Annotated in this window: 19 protein-coding genes and 1 pseudogene; 7 read left to right on the top strand and 13 right to left on the bottom strand. The window is 61.5% G+C overall.

Going from position 1 to position 23,986, the window contains the following annotated elements; translation table 11 throughout:
• Positions 1–10: 10 nt before the first annotated feature.
• The 7 genes from J3P91_RS03460 to J3P91_RS03430 all read right to left on the bottom strand — a co-directional run bounded on the left by J3P91_RS03460 (position 11) and on the right by J3P91_RS03430 (position 8,958).
• Complete coding sequence (locus tag J3P91_RS03460) at positions 11–1,660, bottom strand: ShlB/FhaC/HecB family hemolysin secretion/activation protein (protein ID WP_434602753.1); 1,650 nt, start codon at positions 1,658–1,660, stop codon at positions 11–13.
• 262 nt (positions 1,661–1,922) lie between these two features.
• On the bottom strand, positions 1,923–2,768 hold the full coding sequence (locus J3P91_RS03455) for a phosphatase PAP2 family protein (RefSeq protein ID WP_434602752.1): 846 nt from the start codon (positions 2,766–2,768) through the stop codon (positions 1,923–1,925).
• Between the two features lie 24 nt (positions 2,769–2,792).
• Positions 2,793–3,464 carry a histidine phosphatase family protein gene (locus J3P91_RS03450; RefSeq protein WP_434602751.1) on the bottom strand — a complete coding sequence of 224 codons (672 nt, stop codon included), beginning with the start codon at positions 3,462–3,464 and terminating at the stop codon, positions 2,793–2,795.
• Between the two features lie 118 nt (positions 3,465–3,582).
• Positions 3,583–5,163 carry an aldehyde dehydrogenase (NADP(+)) gene (locus J3P91_RS03445; protein WP_434602750.1) on the bottom strand — a complete coding sequence of 527 codons (1,581 nt, stop codon included), beginning with the start codon at positions 5,161–5,163 and terminating at the stop codon, positions 3,583–3,585.
• Between the two features lie 23 nt (positions 5,164–5,186).
• The gene (araD1, locus tag J3P91_RS03440) at positions 5,187–6,182 is read right to left on the bottom strand and encodes an AraD1 family protein (protein ID WP_434602749.1); all 996 of its coding nucleotides are present in this window, start codon (positions 6,180–6,182) and stop codon (positions 5,187–5,189) included.
• 276 nt (positions 6,183–6,458) lie between these two features.
• The gene (locus J3P91_RS03435) at positions 6,459–7,634 is read right to left on the bottom strand and encodes an L-rhamnonate dehydratase (RefSeq protein ID WP_305496980.1); all 1,176 of its coding nucleotides are present in this window, start codon (positions 7,632–7,634) and stop codon (positions 6,459–6,461) included.
• Between the two features lie 319 nt (positions 7,635–7,953).
• The gene (locus tag J3P91_RS03430; protein WP_434602748.1) at positions 7,954–8,958 is read right to left on the bottom strand and encodes a 4-hydroxythreonine-4-phosphate dehydrogenase PdxA; all 1,005 of its coding nucleotides are present in this window, start codon (positions 8,956–8,958) and stop codon (positions 7,954–7,956) included.
• A gap of 420 nt (positions 8,959–9,378) precedes the next feature.
• Between J3P91_RS03430 and J3P91_RS03425 the strand changes: the two genes are divergently transcribed.
• The 6 genes and pseudogenes from J3P91_RS03425 (at position 9,379) to J3P91_RS03400 (ending at position 15,768) form a co-directional block, all read left to right on the top strand.
• Positions 9,379–10,395 (top strand): Bug family tripartite tricarboxylate transporter substrate binding protein, encoded by a 1,017-nt coding sequence (locus J3P91_RS03425; protein WP_434602747.1) that lies wholly within the window; start codon positions 9,379–9,381, stop codon positions 10,393–10,395.
• Positions 10,396–10,447: 52 nt separating this feature from the next.
• Positions 10,448–10,981 (top strand): tripartite tricarboxylate transporter TctB family protein, encoded by a 534-nt coding sequence (locus tag J3P91_RS03420; RefSeq protein ID WP_434602746.1) that lies wholly within the window; start codon positions 10,448–10,450, stop codon positions 10,979–10,981.
• Positions 10,978–12,507 (top strand): tripartite tricarboxylate transporter permease, encoded by a 1,530-nt coding sequence (locus J3P91_RS03415; protein ID WP_434602745.1) that lies wholly within the window; start codon positions 10,978–10,980, stop codon positions 12,505–12,507. Before J3P91_RS03420 ends, J3P91_RS03415 begins: the two co-directional genes overlap by 4 nt.
• Positions 12,508–12,576: 69 nt before the next feature.
• The gene (locus J3P91_RS03410) at positions 12,577–13,518 is read left to right on the top strand and encodes a LysR family transcriptional regulator (RefSeq protein ID WP_434569885.1); all 942 of its coding nucleotides are present in this window, start codon (positions 12,577–12,579) and stop codon (positions 13,516–13,518) included.
• A gap of 465 nt (positions 13,519–13,983) precedes the next feature.
• A pseudogene (locus tag J3P91_RS03405) lies at positions 13,984–14,862 on the top strand (methyl-accepting chemotaxis protein); the annotation flags it as partial.
• A gap of 42 nt (positions 14,863–14,904) precedes the next feature.
• On the top strand, positions 14,905–15,768 hold the full coding sequence (locus tag J3P91_RS03400) for a methyl-accepting chemotaxis protein (RefSeq protein ID WP_434604984.1): 864 nt from the start codon (positions 14,905–14,907) through the stop codon (positions 15,766–15,768).
• A 64-nt stretch (positions 15,769–15,832) separates the two neighbouring features.
• Here J3P91_RS03400 and J3P91_RS03395 read toward each other — a convergent pair whose 3' ends face one another.
• The 4 genes from J3P91_RS03395 to J3P91_RS03380 all read right to left on the bottom strand — a co-directional run bounded on the left by J3P91_RS03395 (position 15,833) and on the right by J3P91_RS03380 (position 20,034).
• On the bottom strand, positions 15,833–16,201 hold the full coding sequence (locus tag J3P91_RS03395) for a glyoxalase superfamily protein (protein WP_434602744.1): 369 nt from the start codon (positions 16,199–16,201) through the stop codon (positions 15,833–15,835).
• A gap of 124 nt (positions 16,202–16,325) precedes the next feature.
• The gene (locus J3P91_RS03390) at positions 16,326–17,798 is read right to left on the bottom strand and encodes an N-acyl-D-amino-acid deacylase family protein (RefSeq protein ID WP_434602743.1); all 1,473 of its coding nucleotides are present in this window, start codon (positions 17,796–17,798) and stop codon (positions 16,326–16,328) included.
• 1 nt (position 17,799) lies between these two features.
• Positions 17,800–18,660 carry a MurR/RpiR family transcriptional regulator gene (locus J3P91_RS03385; RefSeq protein ID WP_434602742.1) on the bottom strand — a complete coding sequence of 287 codons (861 nt, stop codon included), beginning with the start codon at positions 18,658–18,660 and terminating at the stop codon, positions 17,800–17,802.
• A gap of 24 nt (positions 18,661–18,684) precedes the next feature.
• Positions 18,685–20,034, bottom strand: coding sequence for a gluconate:H+ symporter (locus J3P91_RS03380; RefSeq protein ID WP_434602741.1), 1,350 nt, complete (start codon positions 20,032–20,034; stop codon positions 18,685–18,687).
• Between the two features lie 333 nt (positions 20,035–20,367).
• On the opposite strand from J3P91_RS03380, the gene J3P91_RS03375 reads away from it, so the two are divergent.
• Positions 20,368–21,813 carry a SulP family inorganic anion transporter gene (locus J3P91_RS03375; RefSeq protein WP_434569890.1) on the top strand — a complete coding sequence of 482 codons (1,446 nt, stop codon included), beginning with the start codon at positions 20,368–20,370 and terminating at the stop codon, positions 21,811–21,813.
• A 145-nt stretch (positions 21,814–21,958) separates the two neighbouring features.
• Here the strand turns inward: J3P91_RS03375 and J3P91_RS03370 are convergent, their stop codons facing one another.
• Both J3P91_RS03370 and J3P91_RS03365 read right to left on the bottom strand, forming a co-directional pair.
• On the bottom strand, positions 21,959–22,852 hold the full coding sequence (locus J3P91_RS03370; protein WP_434602740.1) for an NAD-dependent epimerase/dehydratase family protein: 894 nt from the start codon (positions 22,850–22,852) through the stop codon (positions 21,959–21,961).
• 103 nt (positions 22,853–22,955) lie between these two features.
• The gene (locus J3P91_RS03365; RefSeq protein ID WP_434602739.1) at positions 22,956–23,867 is read right to left on the bottom strand and encodes a LysR substrate-binding domain-containing protein; all 912 of its coding nucleotides are present in this window, start codon (positions 23,865–23,867) and stop codon (positions 22,956–22,958) included.
• Positions 23,868–23,986: the final 119 nt, after the last annotated feature.

Raw genomic sequence — 23,986 nt, 5'->3', positions numbered from 1 at the left:
TGGAGCGGCGTTAAATAGAAAAATCCACGCGGAAATAGATCGGCGCTTCGCGCTCGGTCAGGGCGTCCGGGCGTTCCAGGGAATGGGCAAAAGTGACGCTGGCGTTCAGATGCTCACCCCGGGCGAACAGCTCCAACGAGTTGCTTGACATGCGCCCGTGCTCGTCACCGCTGTAGCGGTTGCCGCGGATCACGCCTTGGTCATAACCCAGACTGGTGCCGTACTCGGCGAACACCGGACGCAGCCATTGCAGCGTCACCGGCCGGCTCCAGCGCAGGTCGTTGCGCCAGTAGCCGCCGCTGTCGCCGGACAGTGTCTGGTCCTTGTAGCCCCGAATCGACGACAACCCGCCCAGGCTCATGCGCTGCGGGCTGAACAGGGCGTCTTCACTGCGCTGACCGGTCATCAGGCTGCTGAAACTGAAAGACTCGCCGCCCAGTACAAAGGGTTGCAGGTAGCTGAGGGTGGCGGTGTATTTGCGATAACGCGCATCCGGCAGGCCAGGCCCGGGGTCGTGATCGCCCTGGGCGTCGAGGGCACCGATACCATCCTGCATGCCCAGGTCGAGGTTGACAAAAGCAGTGCCTATCCGCCGCCCGTGATTGATACCAAATTGCGCTTCGCTGATGCGATTGCTGCTTTCGGCGAGTTTGCTGTCTTCGACGAAATTGTTGGTGCGCAGGTAGGCCAGCCCGGTGTTGAGGGAGGTCTTGCTCAGGGCATCGCGGTGGATCACCCGCTCCAGCCGCAACTGATGATTCTGGCTGTCGCCGCTCTGCTTGAAATTGAAGCCATTGGCCTGGCCCAGCGCCCTGTACTCGCTTTGGCTATAGCTGTAGGTCAGGTTCCACCAGCCAAACGGCAGGTTGTAATAAAGCATGCCGTTGCGCGAGGTCTTGTGATGATCGCTGAGGGCGTCGTGGCCGCCACGCAGAGCCAGTTGGTCAGCCAGGCCCAAGGGGTTGTCCCAGTCCAGGGAAGCGCCCCATTGCTGCTCGCCGGTGGTCTTCTGCCCATCGTTATGCCGTGACAGGCCGGCGCGCCAGGGTTTCTGCGGGGTGTTCCTGACCAGCACTTCGCTGCCGCCGATGTTCTGCCCCGGCGTCAGTTCCATCGCCACGTTATTGGACGGCAAGCGGTTCAGTTGATCGACCATCTGCTCGATTTCCTGCAGATTGAGCAACTCGCCCGGCTTGCCGGGAAAGCTCATGGCCAATTCCCGTTCGGACAAGCCACTGCCCTCTTCCCCCTTCAGCCCTTCCAGCCGTCCCTCGACCACCAGCACTTGCAGATGTCCGCTGGACAAGTCCTGTTGTGGCAAATAGGCGCGACTGGTGACCAGGCCTTTTTCCAGGTAATGGTCGGTGATGGCTTTGAGCAGTTGGTTAAGCTGCGGCACGCCCAGGCATTGACCGATGTAAGGCTTGAGCAGACGTTGACGCTCACGTTCGGACAAGGCATCGGCGCCCTTGAGCTCGATGGTCTTGATCGGAAAGCAACGGCTGTCGGCCGGCGTGGTGGGGGCCTGGGGCGCGGCGGATTTGCCCGGGAGGTCTTTGAGTTCTTCAAGGCGCCGGCGCTGTTCTTCGAGCAGGCGGTCCTGGCGTTCGCGGATCAGGTCCGTATCGCCGGGGGTGGGCGCGGCAACGGCGATGTTCATCGCTAGAAAATATAGCGACGCAGCGACAAGCCTCGTCCCTAAGGCAATTACGGACATGTTCGATCCCTCGATACAGAAATGACAGCAAGCGTGCGAGCAGGCCAACCGGATGCAGGCACAGCGTTGCGCGCACACCAGACCGCGCATATCGCCGTCAGTTCAGGAGAGGAAAAACTTTCTGCGTAAAAAAGAGACGCATCTCACAGGACGCGTCCGAATGGCTTGGTTGATTCGCGCTATCCGCAATTTCCAGGCCTGCCGTTCAGGCGGAGGAAGGCGCGTTGCCCAACGCCGGCACGACGGGCGGTACCGTGCGCTGTTGATTCGACAGCGGCTGCTCCAAGGCGCCTCGTCCATAAAACACCAGCGCCATCAACCAACAGCTCAACCAGACAAAGATTCCCGCCCAGAAGGTATGGGACATGTAGTGCCAACCCTGCAGGACCCGCGTCGTGCCATAGACGAACCCCAAGGCCAACGCCCCATACATCACCGCTTTGGAATGACGCCAGCGATAACGACGGGCGACGAAGTACAGCGCCAGCAGGGTGAAGCCGCCGGATGCATGACCACCCGGCCAGCAACGGCCGTCACCGGCGACTTTCAGCGGGTCGAAATTCTGGAACCATTCCTTGTGCTCGATCTTGCCGGCGTATTGGCTGGTTTCCACCGGGCAGTACACGCTGGTATGGCCCTTGAGGTAATGGATAACCCCGGTACTGAGCGAAAAGGCGAAGACAACGTAGAGGAAATCGCGCCGGTGTTTGTAGGCAAAACGTAGCGGTTTCGCCAGTCGGGTCCTGTCCAGTACGCGAAGTAGCCCAGGGCGTTTTTCCGGTGTGAGGAGCGGCCAGAAAAACGACAGCACGGCGCCGATTATGGCCGCCTCCCCCGTCCAGTTCGGAATGGCCCTGGCCCATTTGTGCGTGATTTGCTCGAACAGCCGCACATGCCCCAACGGAAAGACCTGATGCAACGGGTCGTAGAAAAGATTGCTGATGGCGATGTCGATGCGGGTCATATCGAACAGCAGGAACACCACGGCGGCACAGGCCAAGGGAATTCCGAGGTTGAGCCCGTAGAAACGGGCGCGGGCAGACGTCAGCATGGGCGGTCCTGGTCGTGGGAAGAATTACTGGAATGTCACCGAGCGCCAGTCAGGGGCTTCGATAAAACCGAGCAACCGTGGCGCTTGTGGCTGGGCGATGGAAACAAACAGCGAAGCACCGTAGCCGAACGTCGAGGTCGGGCGCAGAAGCGCGGTTTCCATCGCCTGCATGCATTCGCTGTGGGTGACCAGGATCAGGTTGCGACCGGCCACTTTGTGGGCCAGGGCATTGCGCAGCAAATCATGTCGGCAGTTAAACAGCCAATCGTCACCGGCGCTCACCTTGTTGAACATGTACCCCACCGTCTGCGCGGTGCGCACCCGTGGGCTGTTGTAAAGGTCGACGTGGTCCAGGCCCAGTTGTTCGAACCGGGCCCCGAGCCCCACCGCAACGGCACGGGCGCGGTCGGTAATGCCTTCGCGGTCACCCAGGCAAGCAGCCTTGGAGTGGTCGCAGCGCTCGACATGGCGCACCAGCACGATCATTTCGCCCTTGGCCCAGCCATCGGCCAGGGCCCGGGCGCCGGCGACGTTGCCGTGGGCCAGGTCCGGCACCGCTGCCGGGCTGAGTAGCCACAGGACCAACGGGACAGCCAGCAGCGCCGAGGCGAGCACGACCACGGTGTTTTGGTAACGGGCAAAACGGCGCCTATCGATCGAGCGCGTCAGGCCGAAAAGACTCAGTCTCAGTTCCACATCAAGCCGCCCCGACGGCATCCACCCAGTGATTCGATGGCGCGACAGTAGAGAGGCCGACGTAGGCAGGCAGTGAAAGCGATGTGAAAAAAAACTTCGGATTCAACGATCGCGCCGCTCACAGCGCTCGATCAGTTACCTCCCCATCCACCAGCCGCCGAATCCCTAGCGGATTGCCGTTCTGCAATGCCTGGGGCAACAACGCATCCGGGTAATTCTGGAAACACACCGGCCGCAGGAAACGATCGATGGCCAACGTGCCCACTGACGTTCCTCGTGAATCGGATGTCGCCGGATACGGTCCGCCGTGCACCATCGCCTCGCACACCTCCACCCCGGTCGGATAACCGTTGAGCAGGATCCGCCCGACTTTTTCCTGCAGTACTTCTGTCAGCCAACGGTACTCCAGTAATTCATCAGCCTCGCCGATCAACGTGGCCGTCAACTGACCGCGCAGGCCGTGCAGCGCCGCCGCCAACTGTGTCCGATTCTCCACTTCGATGACAATGGTGGCCGGCCCGAACACTTCTTCCTGAAGCAATGCATCGCCCTTGAGCAACAGGCTGACGTCGGCCTTGAACACCTGCGGCTGTGCCTGGTTGCCCTGTTGCGGTTTGCCCGCCAGGTGAGTCAGGCCCGGATGTTCGTGCAGCTCACCGAGGCTGCGGCTGTAACTGGCCAGGGTGCCCAAGTTGAGCATGGTTTGTGGCGGTTGCTGGTTCATGCTCGCGCAGAAGCGTTCCAGGAACAGGCTGAACTGCGGCGAGCGCAGGCCAATGACCAAACCCGGATTCGTACAGAACTGACCGCATCCCAACGTCACCGAACCGGCCAACTGCGCCGCGATCTGCTCGCCGCGTACCGCCAACGCTTCGGGCAGCAGGAACACCGGATTGATGCTCGACATTTCCGCGAACACCGGAATCGGCTGTGGCCGGGTGGCGGCCATGTGGCTCAAGGCGTTGCCACCCTTAAGCGAACCGGTGAAGCCCACCGCCTGAATGGCCGGATGCTTGACCAGCCATTCACCGACACCCCCGCCATAAATCATGTTGAACACGCCGGCCGGCATTTCAGTCCGTTCAGCGGCACGGATGACCGCGTCCGCCACCCACTCGGCAGTCGCCATGTGGCCACTGTGGGCCTTGAACACCACCGGGCACCCCGCTGCCAGCGCCGAAGCGGTGTCACCGCCGGCCGTGGAAAAGGCCAGCGGAAAGTTGCTGGCGCCAAACACCGCCACCGGCCCCAGGGCGATGCGGTATTGACGCAGATCCGGACGTGGCAGTGGCTGGCGATCGGGCAACGCGCGGTCAATCCGCGCACCGTAGAAGTCGCCACGACGCAGCACGCTTGCAAACAGACGCAACTGGCTGCTGGTGCGACCGCGCTCCCCTTGAATGCGCCCGGCAGGCAATGCGGTTTCGCGGCACACGGTAGCGATGAAGTCATCGCCCAGCGCGTCGATTTCCTCGGCGATTGCAGCGAGAAACGAAGCGCGTCTTTCCGCGCTCAGGTTGCGGTAATCCGGGTAAACCGCAGCAGCGGCCTTGGCGGCGGCATCCACTTCGGCTTCGGATGCCTGGAAGAAGTTGCCGGGCAAGGGCTCGCCGGTGCTCGCATCGAAGCTTTGCAGTTGCAGGGTGCCGTTGGCGCTGCGACGGCCGCCGATGTAGTTGTATCCCTGTGGCAATGTCATGAGGGCATTTTCCTGTTGAGGGCTTAGAGCGCACGCACCTGGCCGATGGGCAGCGGCTGGGCACTCTCGCCGATACCGTTGACCAGCGGCGCACCGAACTCATCGAGGCTGATCCGGAAACGATCCCCCGGCTGTGTCTTCACACCGTCGGCGAACGACAGGGTAGCGGTGCCGAAGTAATGCACATGGACATCACCCGGCCGCAAGAACTGCGCGTACTTGAAGTGGTGAAATTCCAGGTTGGCCAGGCTGTGGCACATGTTGTCCTCGCCGCTGAGAAAAGCCTTCTCCCAAAGGGTTTCGCCATTGCGCTCGATGCGACTGGTGCCGACCAGATGCCTGGGCAACTCACCGACGCGCAGCTCCGGGCCGTAGGAGCAACTGCGCAGTTTCGAGTGGGCGAGGTACAGGTAATTGCGCCGCTCCATGACGTGGTCGGAGAACTCGTTACCCAATGCATAACCGATGCGATACGGCAGGCCGTCGTCGCCAATCACGTAGAGGCCGGTCAGCTCCGGCTCTTCGCCGGCATCTTCGGCAAACGGAGGCACCGGGAAGTCCGCGCCGGGGCGCACGACGATGCTGCCGTCGCCCTTGTAGAACCATTCCGGTTGCGCACCGACCTGCCCCGGCGCCGGCTTGCCGCCCTCGATCCCCCATTTGAAAATGCGCATGGTGTCGGTCATGCCGGCCTCGACCTCACCGTCATGCTGGTGCATCTTGTCCCGCGCCGAGGCGCTGCCCAGATGTGTCAGGCCGGTGCCGCTGATCAGGCAGTGGGCTGGGTCTTCGTGATCCAGCGGCGGCAGGACTTTGCCTTGGTGCAACAGCGCTGCGTAATCCGGGCCCGGCTCGGTGCCGCGCGAAGCGACTTCTTCATGCAGGCTGCGATTGCCGCGGATCGCTGCAAGCGCCAGTTCACGGGTATTGCGGGTTCCTTTGAGCACTTGAACAAGTGCCCCATCGACGACGCCGACCTGGCGCTCTCCGGCGGAGTTTTCAAATTGAATCAGGCGCATGGTGGCCTCCAGAAATCAGGGTAGGCGCCGCTCATGTACGTAACGCTATTCACCCAAGGCAATCGACCAACCCGTGGCGAGGGAGCTTGCTCCCGCTCGACTGCGAAGCAGTCGTAGACCGGCGGGCGCGGTGTGCATGATGCTCCGCATTCGGTAGGTTTGGGGCCGCTTCGCGCTGGAGCGCCAGCCCGGCCCAGCGGGAGCAAGCTCCCTCGCCACAGGTCCATCATCTTTTCTTGAGTGAACAGCATTACGCTCATGTACGGCGCGTCCAGGTCACTCGATGATGTTGAAGTCGCTCAGGTATTCGTCGGAGATTTCCAGGCCCAGGCCCGGCGTGTTGTCGTCGAGCTGGATGTACCCGTTGACCGGTTGCGGCTCGCCCTTGAACACGTAGTAGAAGAGTTCGTTGCCAACCTCGACGTCGAACACCGGGAAAAACTCGGCCATCGGCGAGGCGGTGGTGGACATCGTCAAGTGGTAGTTGTGCATCTGCCCGGCATGGGGAATGACCGGCACCGACCAGGCTTCGGCCATGGCGTTGATCTTGCGCGCGGCAGTGATGCCGCCGACGCGGTTGGTGTCGTACTGGATGACGTCGACGGCGCGGCGTTCCAACAGGTCTTTGAAGCCGTAGGAGGTGAACTCGTGCTCGCCTCCGGAGATCGGCATGATCCCCATCTTCTTCAGTTCGATGTAGCCTTCGATGTCGTCGGCGATCACCGGTTCTTCCAGCCAGCGCGGTTCGAACTCGGCCAGCTTCGGCAACATGCGCCTCGCGTATTCCAGGGTCCAGCCCATGTAGCATTCGAGCATGATATCGACGTCAGGGCCGGCCAGTTCCCGCAGGGCGCGCACTTGTTCGATGTTGCGGCGCATCCCCGCCGGACCGTCTTTCGGACCGTAGCCAAAGCGCATCTTCAGCGCGGTGAAACCCTGGTTGAGATAGCCCTGGGCCTCTTCGAGAAACAGATCGAGGTTGTCGTTGGCGTAGAGCTTGGAAGCGTAAGTCCAGATCTTTTCCTTGGTGCGACCGCCGAGCAACTTGAACACCGGCTTGTTGACGGCCTTGCCCATGATGTCCCAGATCGCGATGTCGATCGCCGAGATCGCCGCCATGCCGATGCCTTTTCGGCCCCAGGCGTGACTCTGACGGTACATTTTCTGCCAGATGTATTCGTTGTCAAAAGGATCTTCGCCAATGGCGATCGGTGCCAGGTAGGTGTCGATGATTTCCTTGGCCACACGCGGTGCCAGGGCGCAGTTGCCGATACCGACGAGGCCGTTATCGGTCTCGACTTCCACCACCAGCCAGCCGTGGAAACGGAAGGAGCCCATCGCGTCGCCGCGCTCGAACAGGATGTCGCTGGCGTTGGTGCAGAAGTGCGCCTGGGGCGGGACGACTTTGCCCTTCCACTCGAAAACGCGGGTACGGATCGCTTTGATTTTCATGAAATACAGTTCCTTGGGCTGCGGCTTCTTGTCATTGTCGGTCGTGTGCGCAGAGCCTTTTCAGGAAGGGGCTCCGGCATCCGATGGGCCGACTTTAGCCAGCGTCCGAGGACTGCGGATAATCACTTATGCGTATCCGGCGATAGCCTGAGGTGATAGCACATCCGAGTAAGAGAGCAGATCGGGTTATCAGCCATACACAAACAAATGTGGGAGCGAGCCTGCTCGCGAAAACGGTGTATCAGCCACTGGAAATGTGTCTGTACTACCGTAATCGCGAGCAGGCTCGCTCCCACAACGGGCCGCATTGCTTTCAGGATCAGTGCCGGTTGCGCCCCATCCGGCATGCGATTTCGAAGGCCTGACGCGTAGCACCGACGTTGGCCTTGCCCTGCCCCGCGATATCAAAAGCGGTGCCGTGGGCCGGGGTGGTGATTGGAATCGGCAAGCCGCCCTGCACCGTCACGCCACGGGAGAAACCCATCAACTTGATCGCGATCTGGCCTTGGTCGTGATACATGGTCACGACAGCGTCGAAGGCATTGGCATCGCCCTGGACCTTGAGAAAGATCGTGTCTGCCGGATACGGCCCTTGCGCCGCGATGCCCAGCGCCCGCGCCGAGCGTACGGCCGGACCGATGATGTCCAGCTCCTCGCGACCGAACGAACCGTTGTCGCCGTTGTGCGGATTCAAGCCGCAAACACCGATTCGCGGTTGCTCCAGACCATTGCGCTTGAGGGCGGTGTCGATCAGTTGAATCGCTTCCACCACCCGTTGCTCGCTGAGCAGGCCCGGCACCGCGGACAGGGCCACATGGGAGGTCACGCGTGAAGTCCAAAGATTGTCGAGCACGTTGAATTCGCAGAACGGTCCGTGGAAATCCAGCAACTCGGCAAACCAGTGCAGTTCATCGCTGTGGGCCATGCCCGCCATGTGCAGCGAGGTCTTGTTCAGCGGCCCGAACATGATCGCGTCGGTGGTCCCGGCTTCGGTCAGGCGCAGGGCCTTTTCCAGAGTGTCGAGGCTGTAGCGACCGCCAATCACGCTGGCCTCGCTACGGGCGAACTCGCCAACCGTATCGCCGCGAAAGTCATGGAACAGCGGCGTGTCATCGACGAACTCCAACACGTCCAGGGTCTCCACCCGGCGATAAGGAAACTCGCTGCCGGCGATGCGCATGCCGCGACGCATTTCCGCTTCGTCGGCAATCACAATGATATTGGCCTTGCTGCGTACCTCGGGCTCGGCAAGCAAGCGTGCAATCAATTCCGGGCCAATGCCGGCCGGGTCACCCAGGACCATGGCGATAGTGGTTTTTTTCATGCTTCACTCCTCAAGGGCCCATGCTACGCCCGGTCATGACGCAATGCTCTCGCCTGAGCCATGGCATGTACCCCGTTTGTTATTGTTGTGAAATGCCGTCGGCCTGAAGACGTTGCCGAGCACTATCGGAGGCCTGGCGATAACCGTCTAATCAAAACTTGAAATCAGGTGATAGCTTCGGGTTATGGCACCGCGCGCTTTCAGCCTTCGGGTTCTATTTCTGCTTGTTTCAAAAAAGAGCCCCAGCCCTCGACTCTGAACGATGTCCACCGCTCCTTTTCGCGAGCTATAACTCCAGGCTATCGGTGTATGTATTGTTTTGACTAGACGCGGCGCCGGCACCTTTCCACACTCAGGCCAGGCTTGCGGCTTCATCGCGCAGACAAGTCACTCATAACAACGACAAAAACGAGGCCCATCATGCGAAATGCATTCGTCCGTCGCACATCGCGTCTTCTTCTAGGCGGCGCCCTGATTGCCGTCGGCGTCCTTCCCGCCCTTGCCCACGCCGCCTGGCAACCGGACAAGAATGTCGAAATCGTCGTCGCCGGCGGCCCGGGTGGCGGAACCGACCAGCTCGGTCGCCTGATCCAGTCGATCATCACCACCCATAAGCTGCTCGACGTCAACACCATTGTCCTCAACAAGGGTGGCGGCAACGGTGCCGAGGCCTTCCTCGACATGAAGATGAACAAGGGCGATGCAGAGAAACTGGTGATCGCCACCAATAACGTTTACCTGTTGCCGCTGGTCTCCAAGCTCGGCTACCAATGGCAGGAACTGACCCCGATTGCCGCCGTGGCCGAAGATGACTTTATTCTCTGGAGCTACAAGGGCGCGCCGTGGAAAGACGCGAAAGGTTTCTACGAAGCGGCCAAGACCGACCCGGCGAAGCTGCGCATGGGGGGCAGCCAGTCCAAGGACGTCGACCAGACCCTCACCCTGCTGCTCAACCAGACCAACAACAGCAAACTGGTGTACATCCCGTTCAAGAGCGGCAGTGAAGCCGCAACCCAACTGGCCGGCAAACACATCGCGGCCAACGTCAACAACCCCAGCGAAAGCATCAGCCAGTGGCGCGGTGATCAAGTCGAACCGCTCTGCGTATTCAGCAAGGAGCGCATGAGCTACACCGAGAACGTCGCCGGGAATAAAAGTTGGGCCGATGTTCCAACCTGCCACGAACAGGGCCTGGGCATCGATCAGTACCGCTTCCCGCGTACGGTGTTCATGCCCGGCGATGTCAGTGCCGAACAACGGGCCTTTTATGTCGAGCTGATGCGCAAAGTCACGCAGACCGATGAGTTCAAGGCCTACGTCAAACAGAACGCGCTGGTGCCGACTTTCCTCGAAGGCGAGCCCCTGACCGCCTACATCGAAAAGGACGTCGCCCGCGTCACCCCGGTGTTCAAGGAAGCCGGCTGGCTGAAAAACTGAAGTTGACAGGGCCGCTCGCCCCAGGGCGGTCGTCACCTACTGGAGGTGTTTGATGTCCCATTCTTCGGATTCACCGGCGCTGGTCGGTACCCGTTGGGTCGAGCTCGGCCTGACGCTGTTTACTACCCTGCTCGGTGCCGTGGTGATGTTCGGCAGTGTCGAACAAGGCATCGGCTGGGGCGATGCCGGCCCTGAACCGGGTTACTTCCCGTTCTATATCGGCCTGATACTGAGTGCGGCGAGCGTCGCCAACGGCGTGCTGACGGTGGTGCGCTGGCAGGCCCTCAGTGTTGCATTCCTTACCCGCAGTGCGTTCAAGCAAGTGCTATCGGTTTTCCTGCCCATTGCCCTGTTCGTCGGTGCGATGCCCTTCACCGGCATCTACCTCGCGTCGGCCTGTTTCATTGCCTGGTTCATGTGGCGCGACAAGGTCCGCGCCAAGCCTTACGACAAGTGGATGATCGGTGCGGTTGCCCTCGGTGCGGCGCTCGCCAGCTACCTGATTTTCGCGCTGTGGTTCAAGGTCCCGCTGGATGCCGGCCCAATAGGCGACTGGATTGCCCTGGCCGGGAGAACCTTCAAATGAGCGAGTTCGATTCCCTGTTGCAGGGCATGAACCTGATCCTGACCCCGGGCCACATCGGTCTGATGGTGATCGGCGTTCTGCTGGGCATCCTGGTCGGTGTGTTGCCCGGTCTCGGCGCGCCCAATGGCGTGGCGCTGTTGCTGCCCTTGACCTTCACCATGTCGCCGGTGTCGGCGATCATCCTGCTGTCGTGCATGTATTGGGGCGCGCTGTTTGGCGGCTCGATCACCTCGATCCTGTTCAACATTCCTGGCGAGCCTTCATCGGTGGCGACCACCTTCGACGGTTACCCGATGGCCCGCGAAGGCCGGGCTGCCGAGGCGTTGACCGCCGCGTTCAGCTCGGCGCTGATCGGTGCGTTGTGCGGGGTGTTGTTGCTGACGTTCCTGTCGACAAAAATCGCAGCGTTCGCCATGTCCTTCAGCTCGCCGGAGTTCTTCGCGGTGTACCTGTTGGCGTTCTGCACCTTCATCGGCATGAGCAAGAATCCGCCATTAAAAACCGTGGTCGCGATGATGATTGGCTTCGCCATGGCGGCAGTCGGCATGGACACGGTTTCCGGCAACCTGCGCCTGACGTTCGACCAGCCGATCCTGATGACCGGGATCAGTTTTGAAGTGGCGGTGATCGGCCTGTTCGGCATTGGGGAAATCCTCTGCACGGTGGAGGAAGGCCTGGTGTTTCGTGGCGAACATGCGCGCATCACACCGATGGTGATCTTGCGCACCTGGGCCAGACTGCCGCGTTACTGGTGGACGATCGTGCGCAGCACACTGGTCGGTTGCTGGATGGGCATCACCCCCGGCGGCCCGACGGCGGCATCGTTCATGAGCTACAGCCTGGCGCGACGTTTCTCGAAAAACCGCGACAACTTCGGCAAAGGCGAGATCGAAGGGGTTATCGCCCCGGAAACCGCCGACCACGCTGCCGGTACCAGCGCGCTGCTGCCGATGCTGACGCTGGGCATTCCGGGTTCCGCCACGGCAGCGGTGATGCTCGGTGGCTTGATGATCTGGGGCCTGCACCCTGGGCCGACACTGTTCGTCGAGCAACACGACTTTGTCTGGGGCCTGATCGCCAGCATGTACCTGGGCAACGTGGTCAGCCTGATCGTGGTGTTGGCCACCGTGCCGCTGTTCGCGTCGATCCTGCGCATTCCGTTCTCGATCATCGCGCCGATCATCATCATGGTCTGCGCCATCGGTGCGTACTCGGTGCACAACTCGTTCTTCGACGTGGTACTGATGCTGGGCTTCGGTGCGCTGGGTTACCTGTTCAAGAAACTCGGCTATCCGATTGCGCCGCTGGTGCTGGCAGCCGTCCTGGGGGACAAGGCCGAAGACGCATTCCGCCAGTCGATGCTGTTTTCTGACGGACAGCTGGGAATTTTCTGGTCCAACCCATTGGTGGGCAGCCTGACCACCGCCGCGCTGCTGATGCTGCTCTGGCCGCTGATCTCCAAGGCACTGGGCCTGCTGGTGGGCCTGCGTAAACCCCACGTCGCCGAGGCGAAATCATTGCTGTGACTCGGCACTGCTGGTAACGCCTGGCATTTATTGTCAGGCTTGCCACGGACTTTCCAGCGAGCACCGCCCATGACCCGAATTCCTGTTGCCAATGTCATCCATAGTCGACTGCGTCTGCGCCAACTGCGGCTGATGCTGGCATTGCAGGAATTAGGTTCTCTGCGCCGCGCAGCCGACCACATCGGCATGACCCAACCGGCTGCCACCAAAATGCTGCACGAAGCCGAGGACTTGCTCGGCGTCGAGCTGTTCGAACGCCTGCCCCGTGGCATGCGCTCCACCCCATTCGGGGAAACCGTCATTTATTACGCGCGTATGGTCTTCGCCGAGCTCAGCGGCATGCGCGAAGAACTGGTGGCACTCGAATCCGGCAACCTCGGCCGGGTGGCAGTAGGCGCCATTCCGGCGCTGGCTTCGGGACTGCTGACGCGCACCATCGCGACCCTGAAACAAAGCCATCCCCGGTTGTCCATGAGCATCCAGGTCGACACCAGCGACGTGCTGGTACAAGCGCTGTTGCAGGATCAACTGGACATCGTCCTGGGCCGGATTCCCGCCGGTGCCCGCGCCGAAGAGTTGCTCTTCGACAGCCTCGGGGAAGAGGCGCTGTGTGTCATTTGTGGCGCGCAGAATCCGTTGGCGCAGGCGACCCGACTGGGCTGGGCCGAGCTACAGAGCATGACCTGGGTGTTGCAACAACACCCGAGCCCGATGCGCGCAATCATCAACCAGGTGTTTCACAACGCCCGGGTCGATATCCCCAGCAGCATCGTCGAAACCACCTCGATCATGACCTTGCTCTCATTGGTCCAGCAGACCGACATGCTCGGCGTCACCCCGATATCGGTCGTCGAGGATTATCCAGGTCGTGACTTGCTCGCCGTGTTGCCGATCAAGTTCGAAGCCCGGTTGCCACCGTACGGATTGATCACCCGCCGCCATCGCATCCAGTCATCGGCGATGCAGGCGTTCATGAATTCGGTACGTGCCGAGCATGCGCTATTGAACTGACAGGCCCGCGTCAGACGGCCGATCAGCCAATCGATGAGGCCAGCCCCTGCATGAACTTTTCTTCACCCCACGTCCTCGCGGGATTCGCTAACATCGCCTCGCTCATTCAAGAAACTAAGGTTTTAGCCCGCTCTCCCGCGGGCTTTTTTTTGCCTGAATTTCAGGCCGAGTCGCCCGCTGTGCCCCCTGCCTTTCCCGATGTGGAAAAAAATCTTACAGATCCCTCCGTTTCCGCCGATAAAGCTCCGTTACACGTTTTTGCTGGCTCTTAACAACAACAATCTTCCAGCCAACCGACGATAAGCAGCACAACGTTCCTGGAGGAATTTGATGAATAGCTGGTTTGGCAACATTAGCGTCAACATGAAATTGGGCCTGGGCTTCGGCCTGGTGCTGGTCCTGACCTGCCTGCTGGCCCTGACCAGCTGGACCAGCCTTGGCGGCCTGATCGACCGCAGCAACTGGATGAGCGACATCACCCAGCTCAACGCCGGCCTGACCAAACTGCGCGTGACTCGCCTGCAATACATGCTGGCCAACGGTGACGAAGCCGCTGCACAGAATGTGCAAACCACCCTCGACGGTTTCGTCGCGCAACAGAACGCGCTGCTCAACAGCTTCAAGAGCCCGGAAAACGTCAAGCTGCTCAGAGAGCAGAGCGCGACCATCAGCGCCTATCAAGTATCGCTGAACAAAATGCGCAGCGCTTACCGCACCGGCAACAGCGCTCGTGATGTCATGGGGGCAAACGCCGAAACGGCCTACAAGCTGATCGAGGCCATCGACGCCGATGTGAAGCAAATGGCCCTCAACGATGAACGCTTCGCCCAGTTCCAGGCCATCACTGAAGCCAAGCAGGCGTTCATGCTCGCTCGCTATGAAGTGCGCGGCTACACCGCCAACCCCAACGCCGATACCGAACGCAAGGCCTTCGCCCAACTGGACGCGGCGATTGCTTCGCTCAAGCCGCTGAACGAATATTATGCCAGCGTCCATCAGGACGAACTGCGTCAGCTGGAAACCACCCTGGTGCAATACCGCAGCGCCGTGCAGGCCTTCAAATCGGCCACGGCGGACGTGGTGCAGGCGCGCAAGGAAATGACCGACCAGGGCGCGACCATCGTTTCCCTGAGCGAACAGCTGTACCAGATCCAGCTCGACCGTCGCGACGCCGAAAGCGCCCAGGCGCGTACGTTGCAACTGGTCAGCACGTTGCTGGCGTTGTTGGTCGGCATCATTGCTGCCGTCATCATCACCCGCCAGATCACCCGTCCGCTGCGCGAAACCCTGACCGTGGTCGAACGCATCGCCAGCGGCGACCTGTCGCAGGATGTGTTCGTCACCCGTCGCGATGAGCTGGGCGTACTGCAACAGGGCATCGCGCGCATGGGCGTGACGCTGCGCGACCTCATCAGCGGCATCCGTGATGGCGTGACTCAGATCGCCAGCGCCGCCGAAGAATTGTCGGCGGTCACCGAACAGACCAGTGCCGGGGTCAACAGCCAAAAAGTCGAGACCGACCAGGTCGCAACCGCCATGCACGAAATGACCGCCACGGTGCAGGAAGTTGCCCGCAACGCCGAAGAAGCCTCCCAGGCAGCGGCCGCCGCCGACGGCGAAGCCCGTGCCGGCGACCAAGTGGTCAGCGAAGCCATCGCCCAGATCGAACGCCTGGCCAGTGAAGTGGTGCGCTCCACCGACGCCATGAGCGTGCTGCAACAGGAGAGCGACAAGATTGGCGCAGTGATGGACGTGATCAAGGCCGTGGCCGAACAGACCAACCTGCTGGCGCTCAACGCCGCCATCGAAGCCGCCCGCGCCGGTGAAGCCGGTCGTGGCTTTGCGGTCGTTGCCGACGAAGTCCGTGGCCTGGCCCAGCGCACCCAGAAATCCACCGAGGAAATCGAAGGCCTGGTGGCCGGCCTGCAGAACGGCACCCAGCAAGTGGCCGCCGTGATGAACAACAGCCGCAACCTCACCGACAGCAGCGTGGCCCTGACCCGCAAGGCCGGCGTATCACTGGAGAACATCACCCGTACGGTGTCGAACATCCAATCGATGAACCAGCAGATCGCCGCCGCCGCCGAGCAGCAAAGCGCCGTGGCCGAGGAAATCAGCCGCAGCATCATCAACGTGCGCGACGTGTCCGAACAGACCGCCGCCGCCAGCGAAGAAACCGCGGCGTCCAGTGTTGAACTGGCGCGGCTGGGCAGTCAATTGCAGCAGATGGTCAGTCATTTCAGGGTTTGACGAAACGCGTTTGCCCGCTTCTTTGAAGAGGCGGGCAAACTGATCAAGCGATTCGCGATATCTGTTACGCACTGATCGCATTGGTAAACACCAACCGATTCCCGAACGGATCACTGAGGGTCATGTCCTGGCTACCCCATGGCATGGCCTGGATTTGTGGGTGGGCGTAGCGGTATTGCTTGGCCATCAACTGTTGCTGGAACGCTTCCAGCTCATCGGTCTCGATCCGCAGCGCCGAGCCCGGCGTGCAATCGCCGTGGTGTTCGGACAGGTGCAGCACGCAATCACCGCGCGACACTTGCAGGTACAGCGGATAGTCGTCACCAAAGCGATGTTGCCAGTCGACGGTAAAGCCTAGGAAATCGACATAGAACGCCAAGGCCTTGGTTTCATCGAAAATCCGCAGGATCGGGGTGGTCTTACCGAAGCTCATGGGTTGCTCCCTGGCTGAAATGACCCAGTTTAGATGGGTTGACCCCAATGCTTCGGCCTATAAGCCGGCTTCTTTAGTGTCGTAGTGCCATTATTGTGGCGTCAATTAACGTTATATCAGCCGCTTACACATCTTTAAAAGTCCGAAATCCCTGGCGCAGATTGCCTTCCCGCGCCAGGAATCGGCCTTCCCGGCGGCCGTTTGCCTGGCCATCGCGATAACTCAGGACGCCGTTGATCCATACGCCATCGATGCCCTCGGCAGCCCGTTGCGGCTGGTTGAAATCGGCGACGTCGCGGACGGTTTGCGGATTGAACAACACCAGGTCGGCCCAATATCCTTCATGGATTTCACCCCGCTCTTTCAGGCCAAAGCGTGCAGCCGAAAGGCCGGTCATCTTGTGCACGGCGGTGTGTAACGGAAACAGCCCGATGTCTCGACTGAAATGTCCCAGCACCCGTGGGAAAGCGCCCCACAACCGAGGATGGGGAAAAGGGTCCTCGGGCAAGCCGTCGGAGCCGACCATCGACAATGGGTGTGCGAGGATGCGTCTTACGTCGCTTTCGTCCATGCCGTAGTACACCGCGCCGGCCGGCTGCAAGCAGCGCGCGGCTTCCAGCAGTGGCATGCCCCATTCGGCGGCGATGTCGATCAAGTCCCGTCCGCTCATGTGCGGGTGCGGCGTCGACCAGGTAATAGTGATGCGATGGGCATCGGTCACTTGCTTGAGGTCCAGCGTCGAAGAGCTCGCCGCGTAGGGATAACAGTCGCATCCGACGGGATGGTTTTTGGCGGCATTTTCCAGCGCCGCGAGCACCTGTGGGCTACGCCCCCAATTACCGGCCCCCGCACATTTGAGGTGGGAAATGATTACCGGGCTCCGTGCGTGACGGCCGATCTGGAAGGCCTCGTCCATCGCTTCCAGCACCGGTTCGAATTCGCTGCGCAAATGGGTGGTGTAGACCGCGCCGAACGCTGCCAACTCTTCGCTCAGTTGCATGACTTCATCGGTCGACGCGCAGAACGCGTTGGCGTAGGCCAGCCCGGTGGATAAACCCAGCGCACCGTCCTCCAGGCTTTCGCGCAGTTGCTGACGCATGGCGGCGATTTCTCCGGCGCTGGCGGTGCGCAGCAGATCGTCCAGGTGGTTGCTGCGCAGCGCCGTGTGCCCGACCAGTGCCGCGACATTGACCGCCGGCGTGGCAGCTTCCACCGCCGCACGATAATCAGCGAAACGGGGGTAGGCGAACGCCAGGGCAGTACCGAGCAGGTTCATCGGGTCCGGTGGATCGCCCCGCAGGCTGACGGGCGCAGCGCTGATGCCGCAATTGCCGACAATGACCGTGGTGACGCCCTGACTGAGTTTGGGCAGCATCTGCGGTTGGCGTATGACCACCGTGTCGTCGTGGGTATGCACGTCGATGAATCCCGGCGCCAATACCCGGCCGGCGGCGTCGACTTCTTCAGCCGCCCGGGCGGCGCGGAGGTCGCCGATGTGCTCGATACGACCGGCGCGTATCGCCACGTCGGCGCTGTAGCCGGGCTTGTCGCTGCCGTCGATGATCAGCGCGTTGCGAATAAGCGTGTCGTAGTGCATGTCAGTCTCCCAGCGGCAGGTCGTCCTCGCCGCCTCGGTAATCGTCCAGGGCGAGCTTGACCCGCCGCAGGCGCTCTTGATTGTCTTGCGGATGGGCCAGCGCCAACTCGGTGGCGAGCACATCGATCGCCAACAGCATGCCGTAGCGCGCCGCCGTGGGTTTGAAGATGAAGGAGGTTTCGGCGCCTTGCAGGGGCAGCACCACATCCGCCAGGTGGGCCAGCGGCGAGTCGACACGGGTAATCGCCAGGACCGGTGCACCGTAGCTGCGCGCCAGTTCCACCGCGCCGAGCAGCTCCGGGGTGATGCCGGTCAGTGAACAGGCAATCACCAGATGCTGATCGCTCAGCGAAGTGGCCGTGATACGCATCATCAGTGGGTCGCGGCAGGCGGCGATCGGGTAGCCGAAACGCACCAGCCGCACCTGCAACTCTTCGCCGCACAGCGCCGACCACCCGCCGAGCCCGAACGCATGGATCATCCGCGCCTTGCCGATCATCCGTACCGCGTCGGCGAAACGTGACTCTTCGAATGCCGACAAGTGTTGGCGCAGCGTCGATTCGATATCGCCGACGATCTGCCCATAAAACGCCGACTGCTCGGGCGCGCCCGTGGGGTCGAGGAAACGGCTGCCGACGCCACTGGCCTGGGCCAGTTGCAGGCGCAGATCGCGCAAATCGCGGCAACCGACGGTCCGGGCAAACCGCGACAGCGTGGCACTGCTGACTTCAGCGCGTTGGGCCAGTTCATCCAGGCTGGCGGAAGCGGCAAATCCTACGTCGTCGAGCATCAGTCGGGCGATTCTTCCTTCGCCTGCACTAAAGAAATCCTGACGGGAGCGGATCTGGTAAAGGATGTCCATGACGGCACCTCTGTTGGAGCGCGATCAGAGCACGCGCGCAAGCCCGAGGGTCAGGCCGAACGCGACCAGGGAGATCAACGTTTCGAGCACGGTCCAGGTCTTGAAGGTTTGGGTGACGGTCATATTGAAGTATTCCTTGATCAACCAGAAGCCGCCGTCGTTGACGTGGGAAAAGATCACCGACCCGGCGCCAGTCGCCAGTACCAACAGCTCAGGATGGGGATAACCGAGGCCGATCGCCACGGGCGCGACAATGCCCGAGGCCGTGGTCATTGCCACCGTCGCCGAACCGGTGGCGACGCGCATCAACGCGGCGAACAGCCAGCCCATGACCAACGGCGACAACTGGAACTCCTGGGCCAGCCCCACGATTTGCTGGGTCACGCCAGCGTCCACCAGAATCCGGTTCAAACCACCGCCGGCGCCCACCAGCAAAGTGATGCTGGCCGTCGGCGCCAGGCACTCGTTGGTGAATTTGAGGATCGATTCGCGGTTGAAGCCTTGGGCCAGGCCGAGGGTCCAGAAGCTGAGAATGGTCGCCAGGAGCAAGGCGATCACCGAGTTGCCGATAAACAACAGGAACTGATTGAAACCGCTGCCCGGCGTGGAAATCAGGTTGGCCCAGCCACCGATCAACATCAGGACCACCGGCAACAGGATCGTCCCTAACGTGATACCGAATCCCGGCAGGTTGGCACGTGGCTCGCGGTCGAGAAATTGCCGCTCCAATGGGTTCTCGGCCGGCAGCTGAATGCGTGGCACGATGAATCTGGCGTACAGGGGACCGGCGATGATTGCGGTGGGAATGCCGATCAGGATCGCATACAGCAGGGTCTGCCCCACCGAAGCCTGGAATGCCTGCACCGCCAGCATCGCCGCAGGATGCGGTGGCACCAGGGCGTGGACCACCGACAACCCGGCCACCATCGGCAAGCCGACCATCAGGATCGACACGCCGACACGCCGGGCAATCGTGAATGCGATAGGCACCAGCAGCACAAAGCCGACCTCGAAAAACAACGGCAACCCCACCAGGAACGCAATACACACCATCGCCCAGTGAGCGTTGCGCTCGCCGAAGCGCTCGATCAGCGTCTGCGCCATCCGCTCCGCGCCACCGGACTCGGCCATCATCTTGCCAAGCATCGTGCCCAAGGCCACCACCAGCGCAATGTGCCCCAGTGTTTTGCCCACGCCCGCCTCGTAGGCGCCGACGACGCTGGAGGGTGGCATCCCGGCCAGCAGCGCCAGGCCGATGGAAACCAGGGTAATCACGATGAACGGGTTGAGACGGTAGCGCGCGATCAGGACAATCAGCGCAATGATCGCGATCGCCGCGTAGACCAACAGCCAATAACCGAAATCAGGGGCCATGCGTTACTCCTCGAATGGGGTGACGTCGTTGTTTATGAAACTCATAAATCATTTTGAGAAGAAATCTACAAACCCGCTGAAAGTAATTTTCGCCCACAGACAAAAAATGTCGCGCAGGGACATCAAGACAAGGCCCCAATGAAAATCCACAGCCGAATTTTCATCGCCAGACAGGCCCTTCGTGGCGAGGGAGCTTGCTCCCGCTGGCCTGCACAGCAGGCCCCCGGAAAGCCAATCACTGGCCCCAAGGTCCTCGATTCCGTACCATTCCCCCTGCTTTTCGCACCACGTCTTCGGCAGCCGACGCTTCACCGGCGCCCAATCAGGTAAACCATGAAACCAGCTCGTCTTCGCGCCGACGCCCTCGCCGGCCTCACCACCTCTTTCGCCTTGCTCCCGGAATGCATTGCCTTCGCCCTGGTTGCGCATCTGAATCCGCTGATGGGTCTGTATGGCGCCTTCATCATCTGCACGTTGACCGCCCTGTTCGGCGGGCGGCCGGGCATGGTGTCGGGGGCGGCGGGATCGATGGCGGTGGTGATCGTCGCGCTGGTGGTGCAACACGGCGTGCAGTACCTGCTGGCCACGGTGCTGCTGGGCGGATTGATCATGATGGCGTTCGGGCTGCTGCGGCTGGGCAAGCTGGTGCGGATGGTGCCGCACCCGGTGATGCTCGGTTTCGTCAACGGCCTGGCGATCGTCATCGCGTTGGCGCAACTGGAGCACTTCAAGAGCGACGGAACCTGGCTGAGCGGCGCCCCGCTGTACCTGATGGCCGGCCTCGTGGCGTTGACCATGGCCATCGTCTATCTGCTCCCGCGCCTGACCCGTAGCGTACCGCCGGCCCTGGTGGCAATCCTCGGGATTGGCCTGGCGGTCTACTTGCTTGGCCTGCCGACCCGGACGCTGGGCGACATGGCGCACATCGCCGGTGGCTTGCCGGTCCTTACCCTGCCGGATATCCCCTGGAACCTGGAAACATTGCTGATAATCGCGCCCTATGCGGTGGTCATGGCGATGGTCGGCCTGCTGGAAACGCTGCTGACCCTCAACCTCACCGACGAAATCACTGAGAGCCGTGGTTATCCGGACCGTGAGTGCGTGGCATTGGGCGCGGCAAACATGGCGTCCGGCCTGTTAGGCGGCATGGGCGGTTGCGCCATGATCGGCCAGACGGTGATCAACCTAAGCTCCGGCGGGCGCGGCCGCTTGTCCGGAGTAGTGGCTGGAGTGATGGTGTTGCTGTTCGTGCTGTTCCTGTCGCCACTGATCGAACGCATCCCGCTGGCCGCGCTGGTGGGCGTGATGTTCGTGGTCGCTCAGCAGACCTTTGCCTGGGCCTCGTTGCGGGTCATCAACAAGGTGCCGGCCAATGATGTACTGGTGATCATCGCGGTCACCGTCATCACCGTGTTTACCGACCTGGCCGTCGCGGTCCTTTGCGGGATTATCATCGCGGCGCTCAACTTCGCCTGGCAACAGGCCCGGGAGTTGTACGCCGACACGCACCTGGAAGCCGATGGCAGCAAGCTTTATCGGCTGCACGGCACGTTGTTCTTCGCCTCGACCACGCCGTTCCTCAACCAGTTCGACACGGCCAACGACCCCGACCTGGTGACCCTGGACTGCCGCCACTTGAGCTTCGTCGACTACTCGGCCATCGCCGCGCTGATGACCCTGCGCGAGCGCTACAGCAAGGCGGGCAAGCATCTGCGGGTGTTTCATCTGTCCGAGCGTTGCAAACAGATGCTCAAGCGCGCGGGTGTGCATCACGACTAAAGATAGGCCAACACAAAACCCTGTGGGAGCGAGCCTGCTCGCGAAGGCGAAAGACCAGGCAACATGTGCTTCGACTGACAGACCGCCTTCGCGAGCAGGCTCGCTCCCACAAGGGTGTTTACTCTTACGGCTCGACCGGCGTAACTCACACCATCTCATCAAGAATCCAAGCCACCACCGACGTGCGCTTCGGTGTCCACCCCAACAGCTCGCGGGCATTCTTGCCGCGTACGCGGCTGTTGGAACCCAGGCCGTAATTGGCCATTTCATAACCCCACTCGGCTTCGGCATCCGCCAGCGGCCAATCCTGCGGTTCGCCAAGGTTCAGCGCCTGAGCCATCGCGGTGGTCATCTCGATGAACGAAGCTTCACCGCTTTCGACAAAATAGAAGGTGCCAGGCTGGTTGCGGGTCAGGGCCAGGGTGTACAACTCGACCACGTCCTCGATGTGCACATTGGACCAGATGTTCTGCCCCGGTCCGACATGCCGCACCACGCCGCTTTTGCGTGCCTGCTTGAGCAGGCGCGGCAGTTGCACGCTGTCACGCTTGACGCCCAGGCTGTGGCCATAGATCAGCGTGTTGCAGATCACCGCCGAATTCACGCCATGCTTTGCCGCGTCGAGAACCAGGTTGTCGATCGCGACACGGGGCGCCTTGTCGGCGGTAGGTTGCGGCAGGGAGTCTTCGTAGTAGATGTCATCGCTGGCACGACCGCCCGATGCGTCGCCGACGATGCTCGAACCGCTGGTATGCAGCAACACCTTGTTCGAGCCCTTGAGCGCCTCGACCAACGCTTCGGCCGCGCCACGATGATCGCTGCTGGCGGCGTTGATCACCGCGTCGGCGGCTCGCGCCTGTTCGGTCAGCAGCGCGCTGTCTTCAAGGGTGCCGATAACCGGCGTGATGCCCAGCGCGCTCAACTCGTCGGCTTGTTCGGCGTTGCGCACCAGGCCAGTGACGTGATGGCCGGCCCGCACGAGACCGGTAGCAATGGAACCGCCGATGAAGCCGGCAGCGCCGGTAACAAATACTTTCATGGGATAACTCCTTGGCGAGATCAGTGATGGGACGAGTATCGAGGAGCGTTCCTTGCCGAAACAGTCCACATTGCCCAAATCACTCTTGCCTTGAAATCACGAATCAGCCCTTGAATTCCCGCGAGGCGTACCCGGCGAGCTTGCCTTGGATAAAGTCCAGGAAGCACTGGATCCTCAGCGCCAGTTGAGAGTTGCGGTAGTACACCGCGTTGATCGGCTGGCGGTAGCCGCTGTTGGCATCGGCCAGCAGCACCTTGAGGCGGCCGGCGCTGATATCGTCGCGCGTCATGAAATCCGACAGGCAAGCGATGCCCTGCCCTTGCAGCGCCAGGTGACGCACCGTTTCGCCGCTGGACGCGCTGATGGCCGGCTGGATCGGCCAGCGATCACCGTGGATGTGGCGCAGCGGCCATTGGTTGAGCCCGTCGTTCTGGGCAAACCCCAGCAGCGAATGCTCCGCCAACTCGGCCACGCTTGAAGGTGTGCCATGGCGCTTGAGGTAGGCCGGGCTGGCGAGGATGTGCAACGGACTGCATCCCAGCGACCGTGCATGAAGCGTCGAGTCGGTCAGGGTGCCGATGCGGATGGCGACGTCTGTGCTTTGCTCGAGCAGATCGATGATCAAGTCGTTGCTGTTGAGTTCGAGCTGAATGTCCGGGTAGAGCGTGCGGAATTCTTCGATATGAGGAACGATGGCGTGCAGCATGAACGGCGATGCTGCATTGATCCGCAAGCGCCCGGCGGGGTTCTTCTGGCGGGAAGACAGGCGCTCTTCCAGCTCGTCCATCTGGTCAAGAATGCCCTTGGCCTGCTCGAAGAAGTACCTGCCTTCTTCAGTCAGGTCCATGCGCCGCGTGGTGCGGTTGATCAGCGTGGTGTCGAGCTTGGCCTCCAGGCGCGACAACGTACGGCTGACCGCCGACGGCGTCTGCCCGACCTGCTCGGCGGCGGCGGAAATCGATCCACATTCGATCACGCAGACAAAAATCTGCAACTCGTCGGATCTGGCTTTCACAGACATCCTCTCGTGGAATGCATATACCGATGTAGCGATCGCCTTTGTGGCGAGGGAGCTTGCTCCCGCTGGGCGCGTAGCGACCGCTTTTTGGAGGCGCTTCGCACCTCAGCGGGAGC

The sequence above is a fragment of the Pseudomonas sp. Z4-7 genome (genome assembly GCF_051131965.1).
Lineage (GTDB): Bacteria > Pseudomonadota > Gammaproteobacteria > Pseudomonadales > Pseudomonadaceae > Aquipseudomonas.
This window is presented reverse-complemented; position numbering and strand designations above follow the sequence as displayed.